Annotated in this window: 10 protein-coding genes; 4 read left to right on the forward strand and 6 right to left on the reverse strand. The window is 69.2% G+C overall.

Annotated elements, in window-relative coordinates; translation table 11 throughout:
* Nucleotides 1-197: 197 nt before the first annotated feature.
* Both BTE28158_RS17860 and dnaE read right to left on the reverse strand, forming a co-directional pair.
* Nucleotides 198-1,286, reverse strand: coding sequence for a glycosyltransferase family 9 protein (locus BTE28158_RS17860; RefSeq protein ID WP_151052294.1), 1,089 nt, complete (start codon nt 1,284-1,286; stop codon nt 198-200).
* 324 nt (nt 1,287-1,610) lie between these two features.
* Complete coding sequence (dnaE, locus tag BTE28158_RS17865; RefSeq protein ID WP_059600381.1) at nt 1,611-5,144, reverse strand: DNA polymerase III subunit alpha; 3,534 nt, start codon at nt 5,142-5,144, stop codon at nt 1,611-1,613.
* 222 nt (nt 5,145-5,366) lie between these two features.
* Here dnaE and BTE28158_RS17870 point away from each other — a divergent pair, with 222 nt between their 5' ends.
* Nucleotides 5,367-6,221, forward strand: coding sequence for a sulfurtransferase (locus tag BTE28158_RS17870; protein WP_059527299.1), 855 nt, complete (start codon nt 5,367-5,369; stop codon nt 6,219-6,221).
* Between the two features lie 22 nt (nt 6,222-6,243).
* On the forward strand, nt 6,244-7,137 hold the full coding sequence (gluQRS, locus tag BTE28158_RS17875) for a tRNA glutamyl-Q(34) synthetase GluQRS (RefSeq protein ID WP_151051619.1): 894 nt from the start codon (nt 6,244-6,246) through the stop codon (nt 7,135-7,137).
* Between the two features lie 246 nt (nt 7,138-7,383).
* Here gluQRS and BTE28158_RS17880 read toward each other — a convergent pair whose 3' ends face one another.
* The 4 genes from BTE28158_RS17880 to purT form a co-directional block, all read right to left on the reverse strand.
* Nucleotides 7,384-8,877, reverse strand: a complete 1,494-nt coding sequence (locus BTE28158_RS17880) for a DEAD/DEAH box helicase (protein WP_477021229.1) — start codon at nt 8,875-8,877, stop codon at nt 7,384-7,386.
* Between the two features lie 497 nt (nt 8,878-9,374).
* Nucleotides 9,375-9,758 (reverse strand): MliC family protein, encoded by a 384-nt coding sequence (locus tag BTE28158_RS17885; protein WP_124903341.1) that lies wholly within the window; start codon nt 9,756-9,758, stop codon nt 9,375-9,377.
* Between the two features lie 82 nt (nt 9,759-9,840).
* Nucleotides 9,841-10,035, reverse strand: a complete 195-nt coding sequence (locus BTE28158_RS17890; RefSeq protein WP_151051617.1) for a DUF6726 family protein — start codon at nt 10,033-10,035, stop codon at nt 9,841-9,843.
* 18 nt (nt 10,036-10,053) lie between these two features.
* Nucleotides 10,054-11,268: a formate-dependent phosphoribosylglycinamide formyltransferase gene (gene purT, locus BTE28158_RS17895; protein ID WP_059600376.1), complete on the reverse strand. Its 1,215-nt coding sequence runs from the start codon at nt 11,266-11,268 to the stop codon at nt 10,054-10,056.
* 216 nt (nt 11,269-11,484) lie between these two features.
* Here purT and BTE28158_RS17900 point away from each other — a divergent pair, with 216 nt between their 5' ends.
* Nucleotides 11,485-12,030 (forward strand): META domain-containing protein, encoded by a 546-nt coding sequence (locus tag BTE28158_RS17900; protein ID WP_059600375.1) that lies wholly within the window; start codon nt 11,485-11,487, stop codon nt 12,028-12,030.
* A gap of 180 nt (nt 12,031-12,210) precedes the next feature.
* Nucleotides 12,211-17,091 carry a DNA translocase FtsK gene (locus BTE28158_RS17905; protein ID WP_174919987.1) on the forward strand — a complete coding sequence of 1,627 codons (4,881 nt, stop codon included), beginning with the start codon at nt 12,211-12,213 and terminating at the stop codon, nt 17,089-17,091.
* The last annotated feature ends 85 nt before the right edge of the window (nt 17,092-17,176 follow it).

Below are 17,176 nucleotides of genomic sequence, written 5' to 3' on the forward strand. Positions count from 1 at the left end.
TTGCCGCCGGTGGCGTGGCGGCGGGCGCAGGCGCCGATAACGCGCCGCGGTCGGTAGCTGCTGGGGCACCCGCCCCGCATCGCGGCGGGCAACGACGCGTCGTGCACGGCGGGGCCTGCGGCCATCGCAACGCCTGGTGCCCATTTGCCCGTTCGACGGCATTGCCGGCAATGCGGTCGCCGCCTGGCTTCCCGGGGCTACGAAACGAATGCGTCGACCCCGGGTGCCGCGGACGTGGCGGCCGGGAGCGGCACCGCTGCCTCCATCGCGTCGTCGGGCTGTCCGGCCGGCATCAACAGATGAAGCACCGCGCGCTCGAGCGCGTCGACGCCGATCGCGTCGACCGTCGCGCCGGCCCGCAGGATCACATGCGGCACGCCGAGCGGATGCCAGCGCCGGTATTTCTCGGGACGGTCCTCGAACAGCGCGGCGACCGGCACGCCGAGCGCCGACGCGAGATGAACGGGCGCGCTGTCGGCCGACACGATCGCGTCGAGCAGGCTCGCGGCGGCCACCAGTTCGGCGACCGACGACGGCGCGACATGCCGGGCGCTCACGTCCCGCCACCTGTCGTGGTCGGCCGCGGCCGACACGGCGGGATCGCGGAACACGATCACGTCGGCGAGCGGTGCGAGCCGCCGGCCGAGGTCGCACCATCGATCGGCCGGCCAGCGCCGCTCGGCCGCCTTGTTCGACACGAAGAGCCCGACGCGCGGCTTCGTGCGCGGCCCGAGCAGCCGAGACCACGTTTCCTGCAGCGCGCTGTCCGGGTGGACGGACAGCGCGAGACCCTCGAGCTCGGTGCGGCCGAGCTCGGGCACGAGCCGGAATCCCGACAGCGCCTCATGGCACATCGGCCGCGACGCGACGTGTTCGGGCTTGCGATCGTCGAATTCTGAATCGGCATCGTGCCAGCGGCAATCCTTCACGCCGAGCTGCCGCGCGAACTGGATGCTGCTGCGATGCATGCCGCCGTTCGGCACGACCACGAGGTCGAACCGCAAGCGGCGCAGCCTGCGCACGAGCCGCAGCCTGTCGAAGAACGCGCGCATCCGTCCCGGGCGGTCGTTGCGCTCGCACTGACGGCTGTACACGTAGGTATGGACCGTGTGCACGTCCGGATTGCCGGCCAGCGCGGCCGCGTTGTAGCGGTTCGCGACCACGTGCAGTTCCGCATCGGGCCAGCGCTGTTTCAGCGCGCCGAGAAAAGCGGTCGTGCACAGCATGTCGCCCAGAAAATCAATCCGGATCACGAGGATCCGCCCCGTCGGTTTTCCGTTGGCCATTGTTGTGGTCGTGCTGTCGGTTTTTTTATCGTCGCGTACCGACCGGCATCCTGGCGTACTTCCCCGTGCCGGCATCGTCGCGTGGTCGCTCGCGGCATCGCGCCGCATCGCGTGCTGCGCTGACCCGCCCCCGTCTTCAAGCGCGCGATATCGCCTCCGGCCGGCGGACGTGCCGCAGCCGGCGCCGCATCTGCGTCGCGCGCGAGGGATTGTATAGCGTCCGGATGACGGCCCCAAGCACCCGCCGAAATGAAAACGGCCCGCCGCACCGCACGATGGCGATGCGACGGGCCATGCAGGCGACGGCCGTCCGGCGAGGGGCGTTCAGTACGTGATTTCGACGATGCTGCCGTCGAACGTCGCACGCAACTCCGAGAGCAACGTGTCGCTGGGTTTGACGCGCCACGCGTCGCCGAGACGCATTTCACCCTGCGCGCGCGCGTTGCTGTAGTGAATCTGGACCGCGAGCCCGTTCGGCAGCGGCGCCTGCGGGCGACGGCCGCCATCGCGTCCGCCGCCACGCGGCGCGGGCGCCTCGACCGCCTGCGCGGCCGCCGGATCGTCCTTCGACACGTGCGGCTCGAGCACGCGGCGCAGCGCCGCCGCATCCGCATTGCCGTTCATCGTGAGCCGCACCGCCTGCGCGTAGCGGCTGCGCGCGCGCTCGAGATCCATCACCGTGTCGGCCGTGAAACGGATGCCGCCGGTGAACGCGTCGTTGCGCGCCTGCCCCTGCACGATCAGCAGTTCGTCCTCCTTGAACAGCGCCTTGTTCGCCTCGAACTGCTCGTTGAAGATCGTGATCTCGCACTGGCCCGAACCGTCGTCGAGCAACGCGATCAGCATCTTGCCGCGCTGGGTCATCTGCGTGCGCAGCGATGCGATGATGCCCGCGACGAGCTTGTCGCGCCCTTCCTTCAGGTCGCCGACCTTCTGCCGCACGAACCGGCGCACTTCGTCGCGATACGCATCGAACAGGTGCCCGGACAGATAGAAGCCGAGCGCGCCCTTTTCTTCCTGCAGGCGGCGCTTGTCGTCCCACGCGGGTTCGTCGACGAGCGCATGCGCGTGCGGCGACTCGGCCCCCATGTCGAACAGGCCGGCCTGCATCGCGTTCGCCGCGGCCTGGTCGGCCGCTTCCATCGCGAGCGGCACCGACGCGAGCATCTGCGCGCGATTGGCGTTCAGCGAATCGAACGCGCCGGCACGGATCAGCGCCTCGACCGTGCGGCGGTTGACGACCCGCCGGTCGATCCGCTCGCAGAAATCGAACAGGTCGGTGAACGGCTTTTCCTCGCGCGCGCGCAGGATCTCCTCGATCGCGTTCTGGCCGCTGCCCTTCACCGCGCCGAGACCGTAGCGGATCGTGCGCGAGCGCTTGCCGTCGGCTTCCGCGACGGGCTCGAACCGGTAATGCGACTGGTTGATGTCCGGCGGCAGCACGGTGAGGTTGTTCACGACGCAGTCGTCGAACAGGATCTTCACCTTGTCGGTGTCGTCCATCGCGAGCGTCATGTTGGCCGCCATGAATTCGGCCGGATGGTGCGCCTTCAGCCACGCGGTGTAATACGCGAGCAGCGCGTAGGCCGCCGCGTGCGACTTGTTGAAGCCGTAGCCCGCGAACTTCTCCATCAGGTCGAAGATCTCGTCGGACTTCTCGCGCGTGAGGCCGTTCTTCGCCGCACCCTCGGCGAAGATCTCGCGGTGCTTGGCCATCTCCTCGGGCTTCTTCTTGCCCATCGCGCGACGCAGCAGGTCGGCGCCACCGAGCGAGTAGCCGCCGATGATCTGCGCCATCTGCATCACCTGCTCCTGATAGACCATGATGCCGTAGGTCTCTTTCAGGACGGGTTCGACGCGCGGATCCGGATAGTCGACCTTCTCGCGGCCGTGCTTCCGTGCGCAGAAGCTCGGGATCAGGTCCATCGGGCCCGGACGGTACAACGACACGAGCGCGATGATGTCCTCGAAACGGTCGGGCTGCGCGTCCTTCAGCATGCCCTGCATCCCGCGGCTTTCCAGCTGGAACACGGCGACCGTGTTGGCCTTCTTCAGGATCTGGAATGATGCCGGATCGTCGAGCGGCACCTGCGCGAGCGACCAGTCGGCCTTCGACGCATCGAGACGGCGGATATAGCGCTCGGCCCAGTCGAGGATCGTCAGCGTAGTGAGGCCCAGAAAGTCGAACTTCACCAGGCCGACGGCTTCGACGTCGTCCTTGTCGTACTGGCTGACGACACCGCCGTCGTCGCCCTGCGTGTACAGCGGGCAGAAATCGGTCAGCTTGCCCGGCGCGATCAGCACGCCGCCCGCGTGCATCCCGACGTTACGCGTCAGGCCCTCGACGCGCTGCGCGAGGTCGAGCAGCTGGTGCACTTCGTCCTCGTGGTCGTAGCGCTCCTGCAGTTGCGGCTCTTCCTTCATCGCGTCGGCGATGGTCACGTGCTTGCCCGGCTTGAACGGGATCAGCTTCGCGACGCCGTCGGTGAACATGTAGCCGAGGTCGAGCACGCGGCCGATGTCGCGCACGGCAGCCTTTGCCGCCATCGTGCCGAAGGTGGCGATCTGCGACACGGCGTCCGCGCCGTATTTTTCCTTCACGTACTGGATCACGCGATCGCGGCCGTGCTGGCAGAAGTCGATGTCGAAGTCGGGCATCGACACGCGCTCCGGATTCAGGAATCGCTCGAACAGTAGGTTGTAACGCAGCGGGTCCAGATCGGTAATGCCGAGCGCGTACGCGACCAGCGAACCGGCGCCCGAGCCGCGGCCCGGGCCGACCGGCACACCGTTGTTCTTCGCCCAGTTGATGAAGTCCGCAACGATCAGGAAGTAGCCCGGGAAGCCCATCTTCGTGATGGTCCCGCACTCGAACTCGAGCCGCTTGTAGTACGTCTCGCGCTGCGCTTCGCGCTCCGCCGCATCCGGATACAGCTGTTCGAGGCGCTTCTCGAGCCCTTCCTTCGACAGCTGGACCAGGTAGTCGTCGAGCGACATGCCGTCCGGCGTCGGAAACAGCGGCAGCTTCGGCTTGCCGAGCTCGAGCTTCAGGTTGCAGCGCTTCGCGATCTCGACCGTGTTCGCGACCGCCGACGGCAAGTCAGCGAACAACGCGACCATGTCGTCCTGCGTGCGGAAATACTGATCGGTCGTGAAGCGCTTCTGGCGTCGCGGATTCGCGAGCATGTCGCCTTCCGAGATGCACACGCGCGCTTCGTGCGCGGTGAAGTCGTCATCGGTCATGAACTGCGTCGGATGCGTCGCGACGACCGGCAGCTTCAGCGACGCGGCGAGCGTCGCAGCCTGCTGGATGTACGTCTCGGCGCCCGGCTGGCCGTACCGCTGCAGTTCGATGTAGAAGCCGCCCGGGAACACCTTCGCCCAGCGCTCGGCATGCCGGCGCGCGGCTTCCTCGTTACCGGCCGCGAACGCGAGCCCGATATCGCCCTGCTGCGCACCCGACAGCGCGAGCAGCCCGTGCGAGAGCTCGCCGTCGAGCCAGCTCGCATCAAGCTCCGCGCGGCCGCGATACTGGTTCGTGAGCCACGCCTTCGAGAGCAGTTCGCACAGGTTCAGGTAGCCGACCTTGTCCTTCACCAGCAGCAACAGGCGCGACGGTTTGTCGCGATCGTCCGGATTGGTGATCCAGACGTCGCAGCCGGCGATCGGCTTGATGCCCTTGCCGCGGGCTTCCTGGTAGAAACGGACGAGGCCGAATGCGTTGCCGAGATCGGTGAGGGCGAGCGCGCCCTGACCGTCCGCGGCTGCCGCCTTGACGATGTCGTCGAGACGCACGATGCCGTCGGCAATCGAGAATTCGGAGTGAACGCGAAGATGGACGAAACGGGGATCTGACATGGGCGATATTGTAGCCGCGTCGTCGCGCCGGCTGCCCAAAAAATCCCCACGCCCGGCCGTTCGGCCGATGCGCGCGACGTCGGCCGAATGGTCAGGTGCCGGTGCATGCGCAGTTTGCGGGATAATACGGGTTTTCGAATCATCGCCCCGGCTTCGCACCCTTTTTTGCGGGGCCGCCGTGCGCCCGCCGCACGGCCGCGGCCGTTTTCCCGTCGGACCATCATGACCATCGTCAACCTTGCCGCCTACCACTTCGTGTCGCTCGACGCGACCGAGCAATGGCGCCCGCTCGTCACCGCCCGCTGCAACGAACTCGGCCTGCGCGGTACGATCCTGCTCGCGCCGGAAGGCATCAACCTGTTCATCGCCGGCCCGCGCGAAGCGACCGACGCGTTCATCGACTACATCCGCCACGATCCGCTGTTCGAAGGCAAGTTTGCGACGCTGCAGTTCAAGGAGAGCCTGTCCGACTCGCAGCCGTTCCGCCGGATGCTCGTACGCCTGAAGCGCGAGATCATCACGATGAAGAAGCCCGCGATCAAGCCGGAGCTCGGCCGCGCGCCGTCGGTCGACGCGCGCACGCTGAAGGCGTGGCTCGACCGCGGCCACGACGATGCCGGCCGCCCCGTCGTGATGCTCGACACGCGCAACGCGTTCGAAGTCGACGTCGGCACGTTCGACGACGCGCTCGACTACCGGATCGACAAGTTCAGCGAGTTCCCGGAAGTGATCGACGCGAACCGCGCCGATCTCGAGGGCAAGACGGTCGTGTCGTTCTGCACGGGCGGCATCCGCTGCGAGAAGGCAGCGATCCACATGAAGGAAATCGGCATCGAGAACGTGTACCAGCTCGAGGGCGGGATCCTGAAGTATTTCGAGGAAGTCGGCGGCGCGCACTATCACGGTGACTGCTTCGTGTTCGACTACCGCACCGCGCTGAACCCGCAACTGCAGCCGACCGAAAACGTCACGTGCTTCGCGTGCCGCGCGGTCGTCACGCCGGAAGCCCAGCAATCGCCGAGCTACGTGGCTGGCCAGTCGTGCCCGGCCTGCGCGCAGGCAGCCAGCGCCGCGTAAGCGCGCGTCGCTCCGCGCCCCGATGAACGGCTACCGTGGCCGCTTCGCGCCATCGCCCACCGGCCCGCTGCATTTCGGCTCGCTGGTCGGTGCGCTCGCGAGCTGGCTCGACGCGCGCGCGCACGGCGGCGCGTGGCTCGTGCGCATCGAGGACATCGACGGCCCGCGCACGGTGCCCGGCGCCGCCGACGACATCCTTGCAACGCTCGCGCATTTCGGCATGACCCCCGACGAACCGCCCGTGTGGCAAAGCACGCGCGATGCCGATTATGCAGCCGCGCTCGAACGGCTCGTCGCCGCGGGTCTCGTCTATCCGTGCGGCTGCACACGCAAGGAAATCGCCGATTCGCTGCGTGCCGCGCACGAGCGCCACACGACCCTCGCGTATCCAGGCACCTGCCGCACCGGCCTGCACGGCAAGCCCGCGCGTGCATGGCGGCTGCGCGTGCCGGACGGCGACGATGCGATCGTCACGTTCGACGACCGCTGGCAACACACGCAGGCGCAGAACCTCGCGACCGAAGTCGGCGATTTCGTGCTGAAGCGCGCGGACGGCCAATGGGCGTATCAGCTCGCGGTCGTGGTCGACGATGCCGACGCGGGCATCACCCACGTCGTGCGCGGCGCCGACCTGCTCGATTCGACCGCGCGCCAGATCTACCTGCAGCGCTGTCTCGGCGTGCCGACGCCCGCCTACCTGCACGTCCCCGTCGTCGTCGATGCGAACGGCGAAAAGCTCAGCAAGCAGACGGGCGCGATCGCGCTCGAGCGCGACGATCCGCTGCCGGCGCTGCGGGCCGCCGCCGCGCATCTCGGCCTTGCCGCCGACGGCGATCCGTCGGGCGGCACGATGGATGCGTTCTACGCGGCCGCGACCGATGCGTGGGCGCGTCGCTTCGGGCCACGCGCCGGCTGAGTCGCGCGCGGAATCCCGGTTCGTATCGACCAGGTTCCGGAATTCGTCGGCGCTGAATCGACCGGAGACCGGACGCACGCTGACGATACTGCACCGAAGCCCCGCTGCCCGCGCGACAAGTCACCCCTCCTCTCAACGGCCTCGTCACGAACCGTCTCGCCCAATGAAAAACGGGCACATGCTCATCGCATGCACCCGTTTCCGCGGCAGCGCTCGCGCGCCGCACCGACCGCCTGAACCGCCCGCTTACGCAGACGGCTTGCGCGGCATTCCGAAGCCGCCGAGCAGCGCGGCGACCTGACGCTTCGGCCCCTTCTTCTCGGGCTGCTGCCCGGACTTCGTCTCTTCCGGCTGTGTCGCCGGCGCCGACGGTTCGTACGGCTTCAGGAAGAAATCGTCGATCGGCGCCTCGTGACGACGATGATGGCCGCCACGCTCGGACCCGCCCGAACGACGCCCCGACGCACCGCGATGCTCGTCGCGCTCGCGGCGGCCGCCGCGTTCGCCGCCGCGTTCGCCACTGCGCTCCCCCCCGCGATCGCCGCCACGCTCGTCGTGACGATGGCGCGCCGGCTTGTCGATCGCGAGCGTCTGCACGTCGAGCGGACGCTTGATCAGCTTCTCGATATCGGCGAGCTGCTTGCGCTCGTTCGGGCTGCACAGCGACAGCGCATCGCCCGTCGCGCCCGCGCGGCCCGTGCGGCCGATCCGGTGCACGTAGTCTTCCGCGTTGAACGGCAGGTCGAAGTTGATCACGGCCGGCAGTTCGGCGATGTCGAGACCGCGCGCGGCCACGTCGGTCGCGACCAGCGCCTCGATTTCGCCGCGCTTGAACGCGTCGAGGGCCTGCATCCGCTCGATCTGTGTCTTGTCGCCGTGGATCGCCGACGCAACCACGCCGTCGCGCTCGAGGTTGCGGGCCAACCGGCTTGCGCCAATCTTGCTGTTGCAGAACACGATCACCTGCTTGAGCCCGCGATCGCGCAGCAGCTGCACGACGGCGGCCTGCTTGTCGCCTTCGGCGACGTCGTAGACGATCTGCGTGACGTTCGCGTTGGTCGAGTTGCTGCGCGCGACCTCGATCGTCTGCGGGTTGCGCAGGTAGGTCGATGCGAGCTTCTTGATTTCCGGCGAGAAAGTGGCCGAGAACAGCAGCGTCTGACGCTCCTTCGGCAGCAGGTTCAGGATGCGCTGCAGATCCGGCAGGAAGCCCATGTCGAGCATCCGGTCGGCCTCGTCGAGCACGAGCATCTGCACCTGCCCGAGGTTCGCCGTCTTCTGCTGCACGTGGTCGAGCAGGCGGCCGGGCGTCGCGATCAGGATCTCGACGCCGCGGCGCAGCTCGGCCATCTGCGGGTTCATGTCGACGCCGCCGAACACGACCGCGCTGCGCAGCGGCGTGTGCTTCCCGTACGCATGCACGTTCGCGGCGACCTGGTCGGCGAGCTCGCGGGTCGGCGTGAGAATCAGCGCGCGCACCGGGTGGCGCGCAGGCGATGCGCTCGTGTTGGCCTGCGGCAGCAGCCGCTGGAGGATCGGCAGCGAGAAACTCGCGGTCTTGCCGGTACCCGTTTGCGCGGCGCCCATGACGTCGCGGCCGGCGAGCACGACCGGAATGGCCTGCGCCTGGATCGGCGTCGGCGTCGTATAACCCTGCTCCGCAATGGCTTTCAGGATATCGGCGGCAAGGCCGAATTGATCGAAGGTTGCGTCGGCTGGCTTAGCGACAGAATCGGACATGGTGGCGTTTCGCTCAAAAGGCGCGGCGGGGACATCGTGCGTCAGGCCGGCCGGGCCTGCGCTCATCACATTTCGGAAGTAGACGGAGCCGCGGCGCGCCGCGCGGCGCCGCTCTGGCGCTTGGGACCGGTTCATTTCGAACATCGGGCGCCACAGGCCGTGCGGACTCCGTTCGGCGCGAATGCCGGCGGAAAGGGCCGTATTGTAGCACTGCGCGGCAATCTGTCCGTGACAACGCCGCGAACGTCCACGGTGGCGGTTCGCGGCGAGTTCCGGCAGGCCGGGCGCGCGCGGATGCGTCAAGCGACCGGGCTATCCCGATCGGCCGATGGGAAAAATAGGGGTCGAATTGCGGGCGTGTGGTTCGGGAAGTCGGCAAGCGGTCGACGAACCCGAGCGCCGCCTGCCCCGCGGTCCGGCTCGAGGCCGAACCCGGCTGCCCGCATCGATCGCGGTAATCGGCACGCCCGCACGGCGTATTCGATCGCGTGCGGCGCTCAGCCCTTCTTCTTTTTCTTCTTCTCGACCTGCACGCAGTCGCCCAGCAGCGGTGCCGCATTCTGGTCTGCGATCTCGTCGCGCAGCGTCCCTTCCTTGCCCTTCGTCCACCACGTATAGCGTCCGGCCTGGTAGCGCACGCCAGACGCCGAAACGGTATCGACGAACAGCAGCTGCTGCCCGTTGACCGGCACCAGCGCGAAGCTCTGGCCGTTGCCCGCGCGCCAGTACGACACCCGCACCGGCTGCTTCTGGTTCGCGCACTGATAGAACGCCTGCTGGCGCGAATCGGCGTCGATCTCCTCGACGGTCAGTTGCGCGGCATGCGCGACGGAAACGGCGGTGCCGGCGAGCGCGAGCGCGGCGAAGGCTTGGCGAATCATGCAGGTCCTCTCACGAGACGGGTGTAAGCGCGCCCTCACGGGGCGTGCGGCTATCGTTGGTTATGGGTTGAGCGTTCGTCGCTCAGGGATCGATGACGTCGGCGCATGCGTCGGTCGGCGCGGCCGCGACATGGCCGACGACTGGCACGATCTTCAGCCCGGCCGATACGACCCGGCACGGAGCGGCCGCGAGGCCGCACCCCGCGAGGCTCGCGACCAGCGCCAGCGCGACGCCCACCTTGCCGATACGTCCGATCCGCCGCCATGTCGACGCCACCGCGCGCTCCTCGTCTGGTCAGCGCGCCGACACGGGCCGCACGGCCGCCGCGGCGCGCTTCGCGCGTTCACGGGCTTCGTCGACGGTCGCGCCGGTCGCGAGGGCGACGCCCATGCGCCGCTTCGCGAAGCTCTCCGGTTTGCCGAACAGGCGCAGGTCGGCGCCCGGCACGGCCAGCGCGTCGCGCACGCCCTCGAACGCGATGCCGCGCTCGTCGAGCCCGCCGTAGATCACCGCCGACGCGGCCGGCGAGCCGAGCGTCGGATCGACCGGCAGCCCGAGAATCGCGCGCGCGTGCAGTTCGAATTCCGACTGGCGCTGCGACGCGAGCGTCACGAGGCCGGTGTCATGCGGCCGCGGGCTCACCTCGGAAAACCAGACTTGGTCGCCGCGCACGAACAGCTCGACGCCGAACAGCCCTCGCCCGCCGAGCGCCTCGGTCACCTTGTGCGCGATCTCGCGCGACTTTTCCAGTGCGACGGCGCTCATCGGCTGCGGCTGCCACGATTCGACGTAATCGCCCGCCACCTGCACGTGCCCGACCGGCTCGCAAAAGTAGGTGCGCGTCTCGAGCGTCGCCGGATCGATCGCGCGCACGGTCAGCTGCGTGATCTCGTACTCGAAATCGATGAAGCCCTCGACGATCACGCGGCCGTGGTTCACGCGGCCGCCCGCCATCGCGTAATCCCAGGCCGGCTTCACGTCGGCCTCGGTCCGCACGACCGACTGTCCCTTGCCCGACGACGACATCACCGGCTTCACGACGCACGGCATGCCGATCTTCGCGACAGCCGCGCTGAACGCGTCGAACGACTCGGCGAACGCATACGGCGAAGTCGCCAGCCCGAGCTCCTCGGCCGCGAGGCGGCGGATGCCTTCGCGGTTCATCGTGAGCTGCGTCGCGCGCGCGGTCGGGATCACCTCGGCCAGGCCGGCCGCCTCGATCGCCGCGAGCGCATCGGTCGCGATCGCCTCGATCTCCGGCACGATCAGGTGCGGGCGCTCGGCCTCGACGACCGCGCGCAGCGCGGCGGCGTCGGTCATGTCGATCACGTGCGCGCGATGCGCGACCTGGTGGCCAGGCGCGTCCGGATAACGGTCGACCGCGACGACTTCGACGCCGAGACGCTGCAACGCGATGATGACTTCCTTGCCGAGTTCGCCCGCGCCGAGCAGCATGACGCGCGTGGCCGAGGGTGAAAGCGGCGTACCGAGCCGCTGACCGATCTGCATGTGATTTCCCGCTGGTTCTGTTGGAGGACGAAAACGGCTTCGATGTTAACACGCGCACCCGCGCCGGTCCGGCCGGTTTCGTCGTTTCGCCGCCCCGCCGCGCGAGGCCCGCGGGTGGGATGCGAACGTTTTCGCGCGCGAAGTGTCGGCTCGCCTCGCGCGGGGCGGGTGCGTTACTCTTACGGCTTGATCAGAATCCGATGAGGAACGAGGCTCATGTCCCACCTGTCCGCCGCCGCACGCGCACGCACCGGCCTGCTTCGCCCGTTGCGCGCGCCGCTCTGCGCGTTGACGCTTGCCACGCTTCTCGCCGCCTGCGCGATGCCGACCCACCCCGATTCCGCCGCCCCCGCACCCGACCCGTACAACCCCGCCGCCGTCCAGCTGCTCGACGACACGAGCTGGGAGCTCACGAGCTGGGTGAACGCCGACGGCACGCCGCGCACGATTCCGCACGGCGACAACGGCGAGCCGATCAAGCTCGCGCTGTCCACCGAATCGGGCGTCCGGCGTGCCAGCGGCTTTTCCGGCTGCAACCGCTACATGGGCACCTATGCGCTGAAGAACGGTCTGCTCAGCTTCGGGCCGCTGGCCGGCACGCGCATGGCATGCACGAACACACTCGGCGGCCAGCTCGAACACGCGTACCTCGATGCGCTCGCGCACATCGAGAAGACCGGCGTGCAGATGCGCGAGCCGCAGCAGCTGCAGATCGTGACCGAAGCCGGCGCAACGCTGACCTTCACGCGCCGGAGCCCCTGATGCCGCGCGCGGGCGAAGGCCGACCGGCCGCCTTCGCCGCGCGCGAATCCCGGACGCACGCGTCCCGCGGCCTGGAAGCGCTTCGACGCCTTCATGCTGCCTTAGAGTCCTGTTCGCCGGCCGGTTAAACTCGGCGGGTCGCGCACCGCGCTCCCCACCCTCTTCCTGTTTCATCAAAGCATGCACACGGTTGTCTTCGGCTGGTTCGGCATCTCCGCCGTCTGGTTCCTCCTTCTCATCTGGCGTCTCGTTCAGGCGATGCTGCCCGGCGGCGGCGGACTCGCCGGCCGCGGCTCGATTCGCCTGTGGCTCGGCTTCGCGGCCGTGTTCATCGCGAGTTGCGCGCTGACGAGCCCGCTGTCGGGCCCCGACACGAACGCGCTCGGCCACGCGTTCTCGAACGGCTTCGCGCATGTGCTCGGCCCGATCGGCACGCCGGTCGCGATGGTCGTGCTGTTCTTCGCGGGCCTGCCGTGGCTGACCGGCATCGGCTGGCGGCAGTTCGCCGCGTGGGTCGACACGTCTTTCGGCGTCAAGCTCGCGCGCGACGTCGACGACGACGTGCGCGGCGTCGCCGACCTGCCGCGCAGCGCGCTGCATCGCGACGACGACATCGTGCAGCCGACCACCGCACACACCGTCAACTCGATGGCGCCGCGCCAGAATGGCCGCTATTCGCGCCCAACGTTGTGGAAACCCGATCCGCAAGCCCGGCCGAAGCCGCGCGGCAACGCAGCGCCGCGTCCGCTCACCGAGCCGGTCGCGCCGTCGGGCTGGCTGAAGCCGACATCGGCCCATCGCGTGCCCCCGCCGCCCGCACCGGGCACGACGAACGCCATGCCGCCGCCGACGACCGGCAGCACCGCCAGCCTCGCGCGGGCCGCCGCGAACGCACAGGTGCCGCGCCCGAATCCGGCCCCGCTTCCGGCCGGGTTCGAGCCCGTTCGGCCGCAACCGACCACCGCGCGACCAACCGCGGCCGCATCGAAGCAGCCGGCCGCGCCGCGCACCGTGGTCACGCCGCGCCCGGCCGCCGCGACGCCGCCGCGCACGCCCGCACGCCCAGTGGCGGGCGCAGGCGCCGCCGGCCCGTCGCCCGACGCGACACGGCGCCGCCCCGCGGCACCGGTCCCCGCGCGCGCACCGCTCTACGCATGGGTGCAGCAGCCCGCGGAGCCGATCACGCCGGCGCCGAGCGTTCACGACACGCTGCGCTCGATCGAGGCCAGCACCGCGCAATGGGCGACGCTGGACGATGTGCGGACGCCCGATGCGGCACCGGCGACGGCCGCCGCGACGACCTTGGCCGGCGCAGTTGCGGCGGCAGGGAGCGTCACGGCGTCGGCATCGGCGTCGGCATCGGCATCGACGGCCATACCCGCCGGGATCGTTGCGGGCGCGCATCAGGCCGCGCCCCGCGACGCAGGCCTTTCGCGCGAAGCTGCGCCGGCATACGACGACGCACCGATCGTGCTCGGTGCATTCATGCCGGCCGAGCCGAGCGTGCGCATGCCCGTTGTCGATGTTGGTACGAGCATTCCGGCCTTCGGTGAAACTGCGCGGCATGCCGCACCGGATACCGGCGTCGAGACCAATGCACCGACGCGTCAGGCGGACGCCGATGCGCCCGCCGCGCCGGCACTCGATTCCCCGATCGAATTTGCACCGTGGGAAGACATCGTCAGCGCGCCGGTTTCCGGACTCGGCGCATCGCATGAAAACCTCACTGCCGCACCGCTGTCCGGCACGGACGAGTCGGCGGCGACGAGCGAATCTGTCAATACGCATCCGGCCGCCGCTACGTCCACGGCAAGCGACATGGGCCGCACCGCCGATGCGAAGGATGCGGCAACGGCCGCAGGGACGGTCGGTCAGATCCAGTCGCAATCCACGCCGCCGGCCGATACCGCCGTATCGGTCGATACGAAACAGGACACGCAAGCAGCTCGGGACGTCGTGAAGCCTGCCCAGCAGGTCGCGCCGACCGCTGCCCTCCCCGCTTCGTCGATCGCGGCAACGCCCACGTGGCCGCTTGCCGATGCAATGCCCGTCGCGGCAGCGACGCCGGCAGCCTCGGACACGTCGAACGCCGCATCCGCAGGCGGCGTGACGGGAACGGCCTGGCATGCAGCAGCAAAGCACGCTGGAGAAACCGCACCATCGCCTGCCGGCACGCAACACGCCATGCCACCCGCACCGGCGGCGTCGACATCCGCGATCGCGGAACCTGCGTCCGCATCGTGGTCGAAGCCGTTGTCCGCTGAATCCCCCTCTCCTGCGCAGACGATTTCGTCAACTGCCGCGTCGTCGCGCGTCGGCACCGCGCCGGCACTCGCGAACACGTCGAACAGCACACCTGCCGCCGCTACGCCTTCGTTGTCCGGCATGACGAGCACGGCCTCCTGGTCGCCGTCGCAACCGCCCGCATCGGCAGCGCCCGTTGCATCGGCTGAGCCGTCCGCGCCGGCGGGCGCCACGGGGATCGCATACGGTTCCAGCGGTCATGTGCCGGCAGCGGCAGCATCGGCGCTCGGTACCACGGGCGCGGCATCGGCCACGGTCACGCCGGCAGCCGCACCGACGACACCCGCCCACACGCCTTCGACCGGTGCCGCCGCCCTTCCCACCGCGCAGCCGCCCGCACCCGCGGCGACGTCTGCTCCGACGGCTGCGACCGGAGCCCACAGTGTGACCGTGACACAACCTTCTGCGGCCGTTCCAGGCATGGCGGCGGCGTCTGCCCTGACGCCCGCGATGAATGCTTCCGGTCCGGCCATGTCGCAGCCGTCCGCGACCGCGCCGATCGTGGCAGCCGCGACGGCCCCCGCATCGACCGGCATGTCCTTCAGCGCAACCGGATTGCAGCCGGCGCAAAGCACGCAGGTGTCGCCTGCGATCGCGTCTACCGCCCCGTCCGGCAGCGCATCAACCGCAACGTCGACCGCATCGGCGACGCCTTCGGCAGCACCGACGAGCCGCACGCCTGACGCTTGGTCGACCGGTACGCAGGCCGTGCCGGCCGGAGCAGCGCACTCAGCACCCGGCATCGCGCCTTCCCCGTCGGTCGTCCCGGCGCCGTCTTCCGGCGCGCTCGCCCAAACGAGCACGATCGGTGCCGCTGCGCCCGCCGCGTTCGGCGGCGTGCCTGCGGCGTCGGGTAGCGCGCCGGCCTCCTTCGCCACGACCACCGCCGCGACGGCATCGGCCGCGTCCCCGACTTACGCGACGGCGCCTGTGTCGGCAATGCCAACCTTCTCCGCACCGGGCGAATCCATCGACACGGCGACACCGGCGCACGCCATCGCGTCCGCTCCGGCGCCGCAGGCCCAGTCGTTCACCACCCCGCTGGCTCCCGCGGCTGCATCGGCGAGCTGGTCCATGCCCGGCGCCGGCGCGACGCCTGCGGCAACCGGCACCGCCATCCCGGCCGTCACGACCGCACCGCCTCCGGACGCAACGCTTTCCGGGACCACCGTGCCGCCGGCTCCGGCGGAATCGAGCGTCCCGGCCCCGGACGCATCGGCCGCACCCGCGCGCCAGCCGCGCCCGAACGCGTTCGAATTCCACGCACCCGCATCGTTCAACGTCGAACTGCCGACGCTCGACCTGCTTGAGCCTGCCTCCGACGACGTCGAAACGATCACCGAGGAACACCTCGCGCAGACCGCCCAGGTCATCGAGCAACGCCTGCAGGAGTTCAAGGTGCCGGTGACCGTGGTCGGCGCATCGGCGGGCCCGGTGATCACGCGCTTCGAGATCGAACCCGCACTCGGCGTGCGCGGCAGCCAGATCGTCGGCCTGATGAAGGACCTGTCGCGCGGCCTCGGCCTCACGTCGATCCGCGTCGTCGAGACGATTCCCGGCAAGACCTGCATGGGCCTTGAGCTGCCGAACGCGAAACGCCAGATGATCCGCCTGTCGGAAATCCTCGAATCGCGCCAGTACCAGCATTCGGCATCGCAGTTGACGATCGCGATGGGCAAGGACATCACCGGCCACCCGGTCGTCACCGATCTCGCGAAGGCGCCGCACATGCTGGTCGCCGGCACGACGGGTTCGGGCAAGTCGGTCGCGATCAACGCGATGATCCTGTCGCTGCTGTACAAGGCGACGCCCGAGGACGTGCGGCTCATCATGATCGACCCGAAGATGCTCGAACTGTCGGTCTACGAAGGCATCCCGCACCTGCTGGCGCCGGTCGTCACCGACATGAAGCTCGCGGCGAACGCGCTGAACTGGTGCGTCGGTGAAATGGAGAAGCGCTACCGACTGATGTCGGCCGTCGGCGTGCGCAACCTCGCGGGCTTCAACCAGAAGATCCGCGACGCGGAGGCGAAGGAAAAGAAGATCGGCAACCCGTTCTCGCTGACGCCCGAGGATCCCGAGCCGCTGTCGAAGCTGCCGCTGATCGTCGTCGTGATCGACGAGCTGGCCGACCTGATGATGGTCGCCGGCAAGAAGATCGAGGAGTTGATCGCCCGCCTCGCGCAGAAGGCGCGCGCGGCCGGCATCCACCTGATCCTCGCGACCCAGCGCCCGTCCGTCGACGTGATCACCGGCCTCATCAAGGCGAACATCCCGACCCGCGTCGCGTTCCAGGTGTCGTCGAAGATCGACTCGCGCACGATCCTCGACCAGATGGGCGCCGAATCGCTGCTCGGCCAGGGCGACATGCTGTTCCTGCCGCCAGGCACGGGCTACCCGCAGCGCGTGCACGGCGCGTTCGTCGCAGACGAGGAAGTGCACCGGGTCGTCGAATACCTGAAGCAGTTCGGCGAGCCGCAGTACGAGGAAGGGATTCTCGACGGCCCGGCGGCCGACGGCGCGACGCAGGACCTGTTCGGCGACGCGCCGGATGCGGAAGCCGATCCGCTGTACGACGAAGCGGTCGCGTTCGTCGTGCGCACGCGGCGCGCGTCGATCTCGTCGGTGCAGCGCCAGTTGCGCATCGGCTACAACCGCGCCGCGCGACTCGTCGAGCAGATGGAAGCGGCCGGACTCGTGTCACCGATGGGCATCAACGGCAGCCGCGAGGTGCTCGTGCCAGCCGCGGCCGACTGAGCACGGCGGCCGCGCGGCCGACAACGACCGATACGGGCACCCCGCGCAAGCGGCCGCCCGAACGAAAAAGGGCGCTGCCGAGGCA

The sequence above is a fragment of the Burkholderia diffusa genome (genome assembly GCF_902499115.1).
Classification (GTDB): Bacteria; Pseudomonadota; Gammaproteobacteria; order Burkholderiales; family Burkholderiaceae; genus Burkholderia; species Burkholderia diffusa.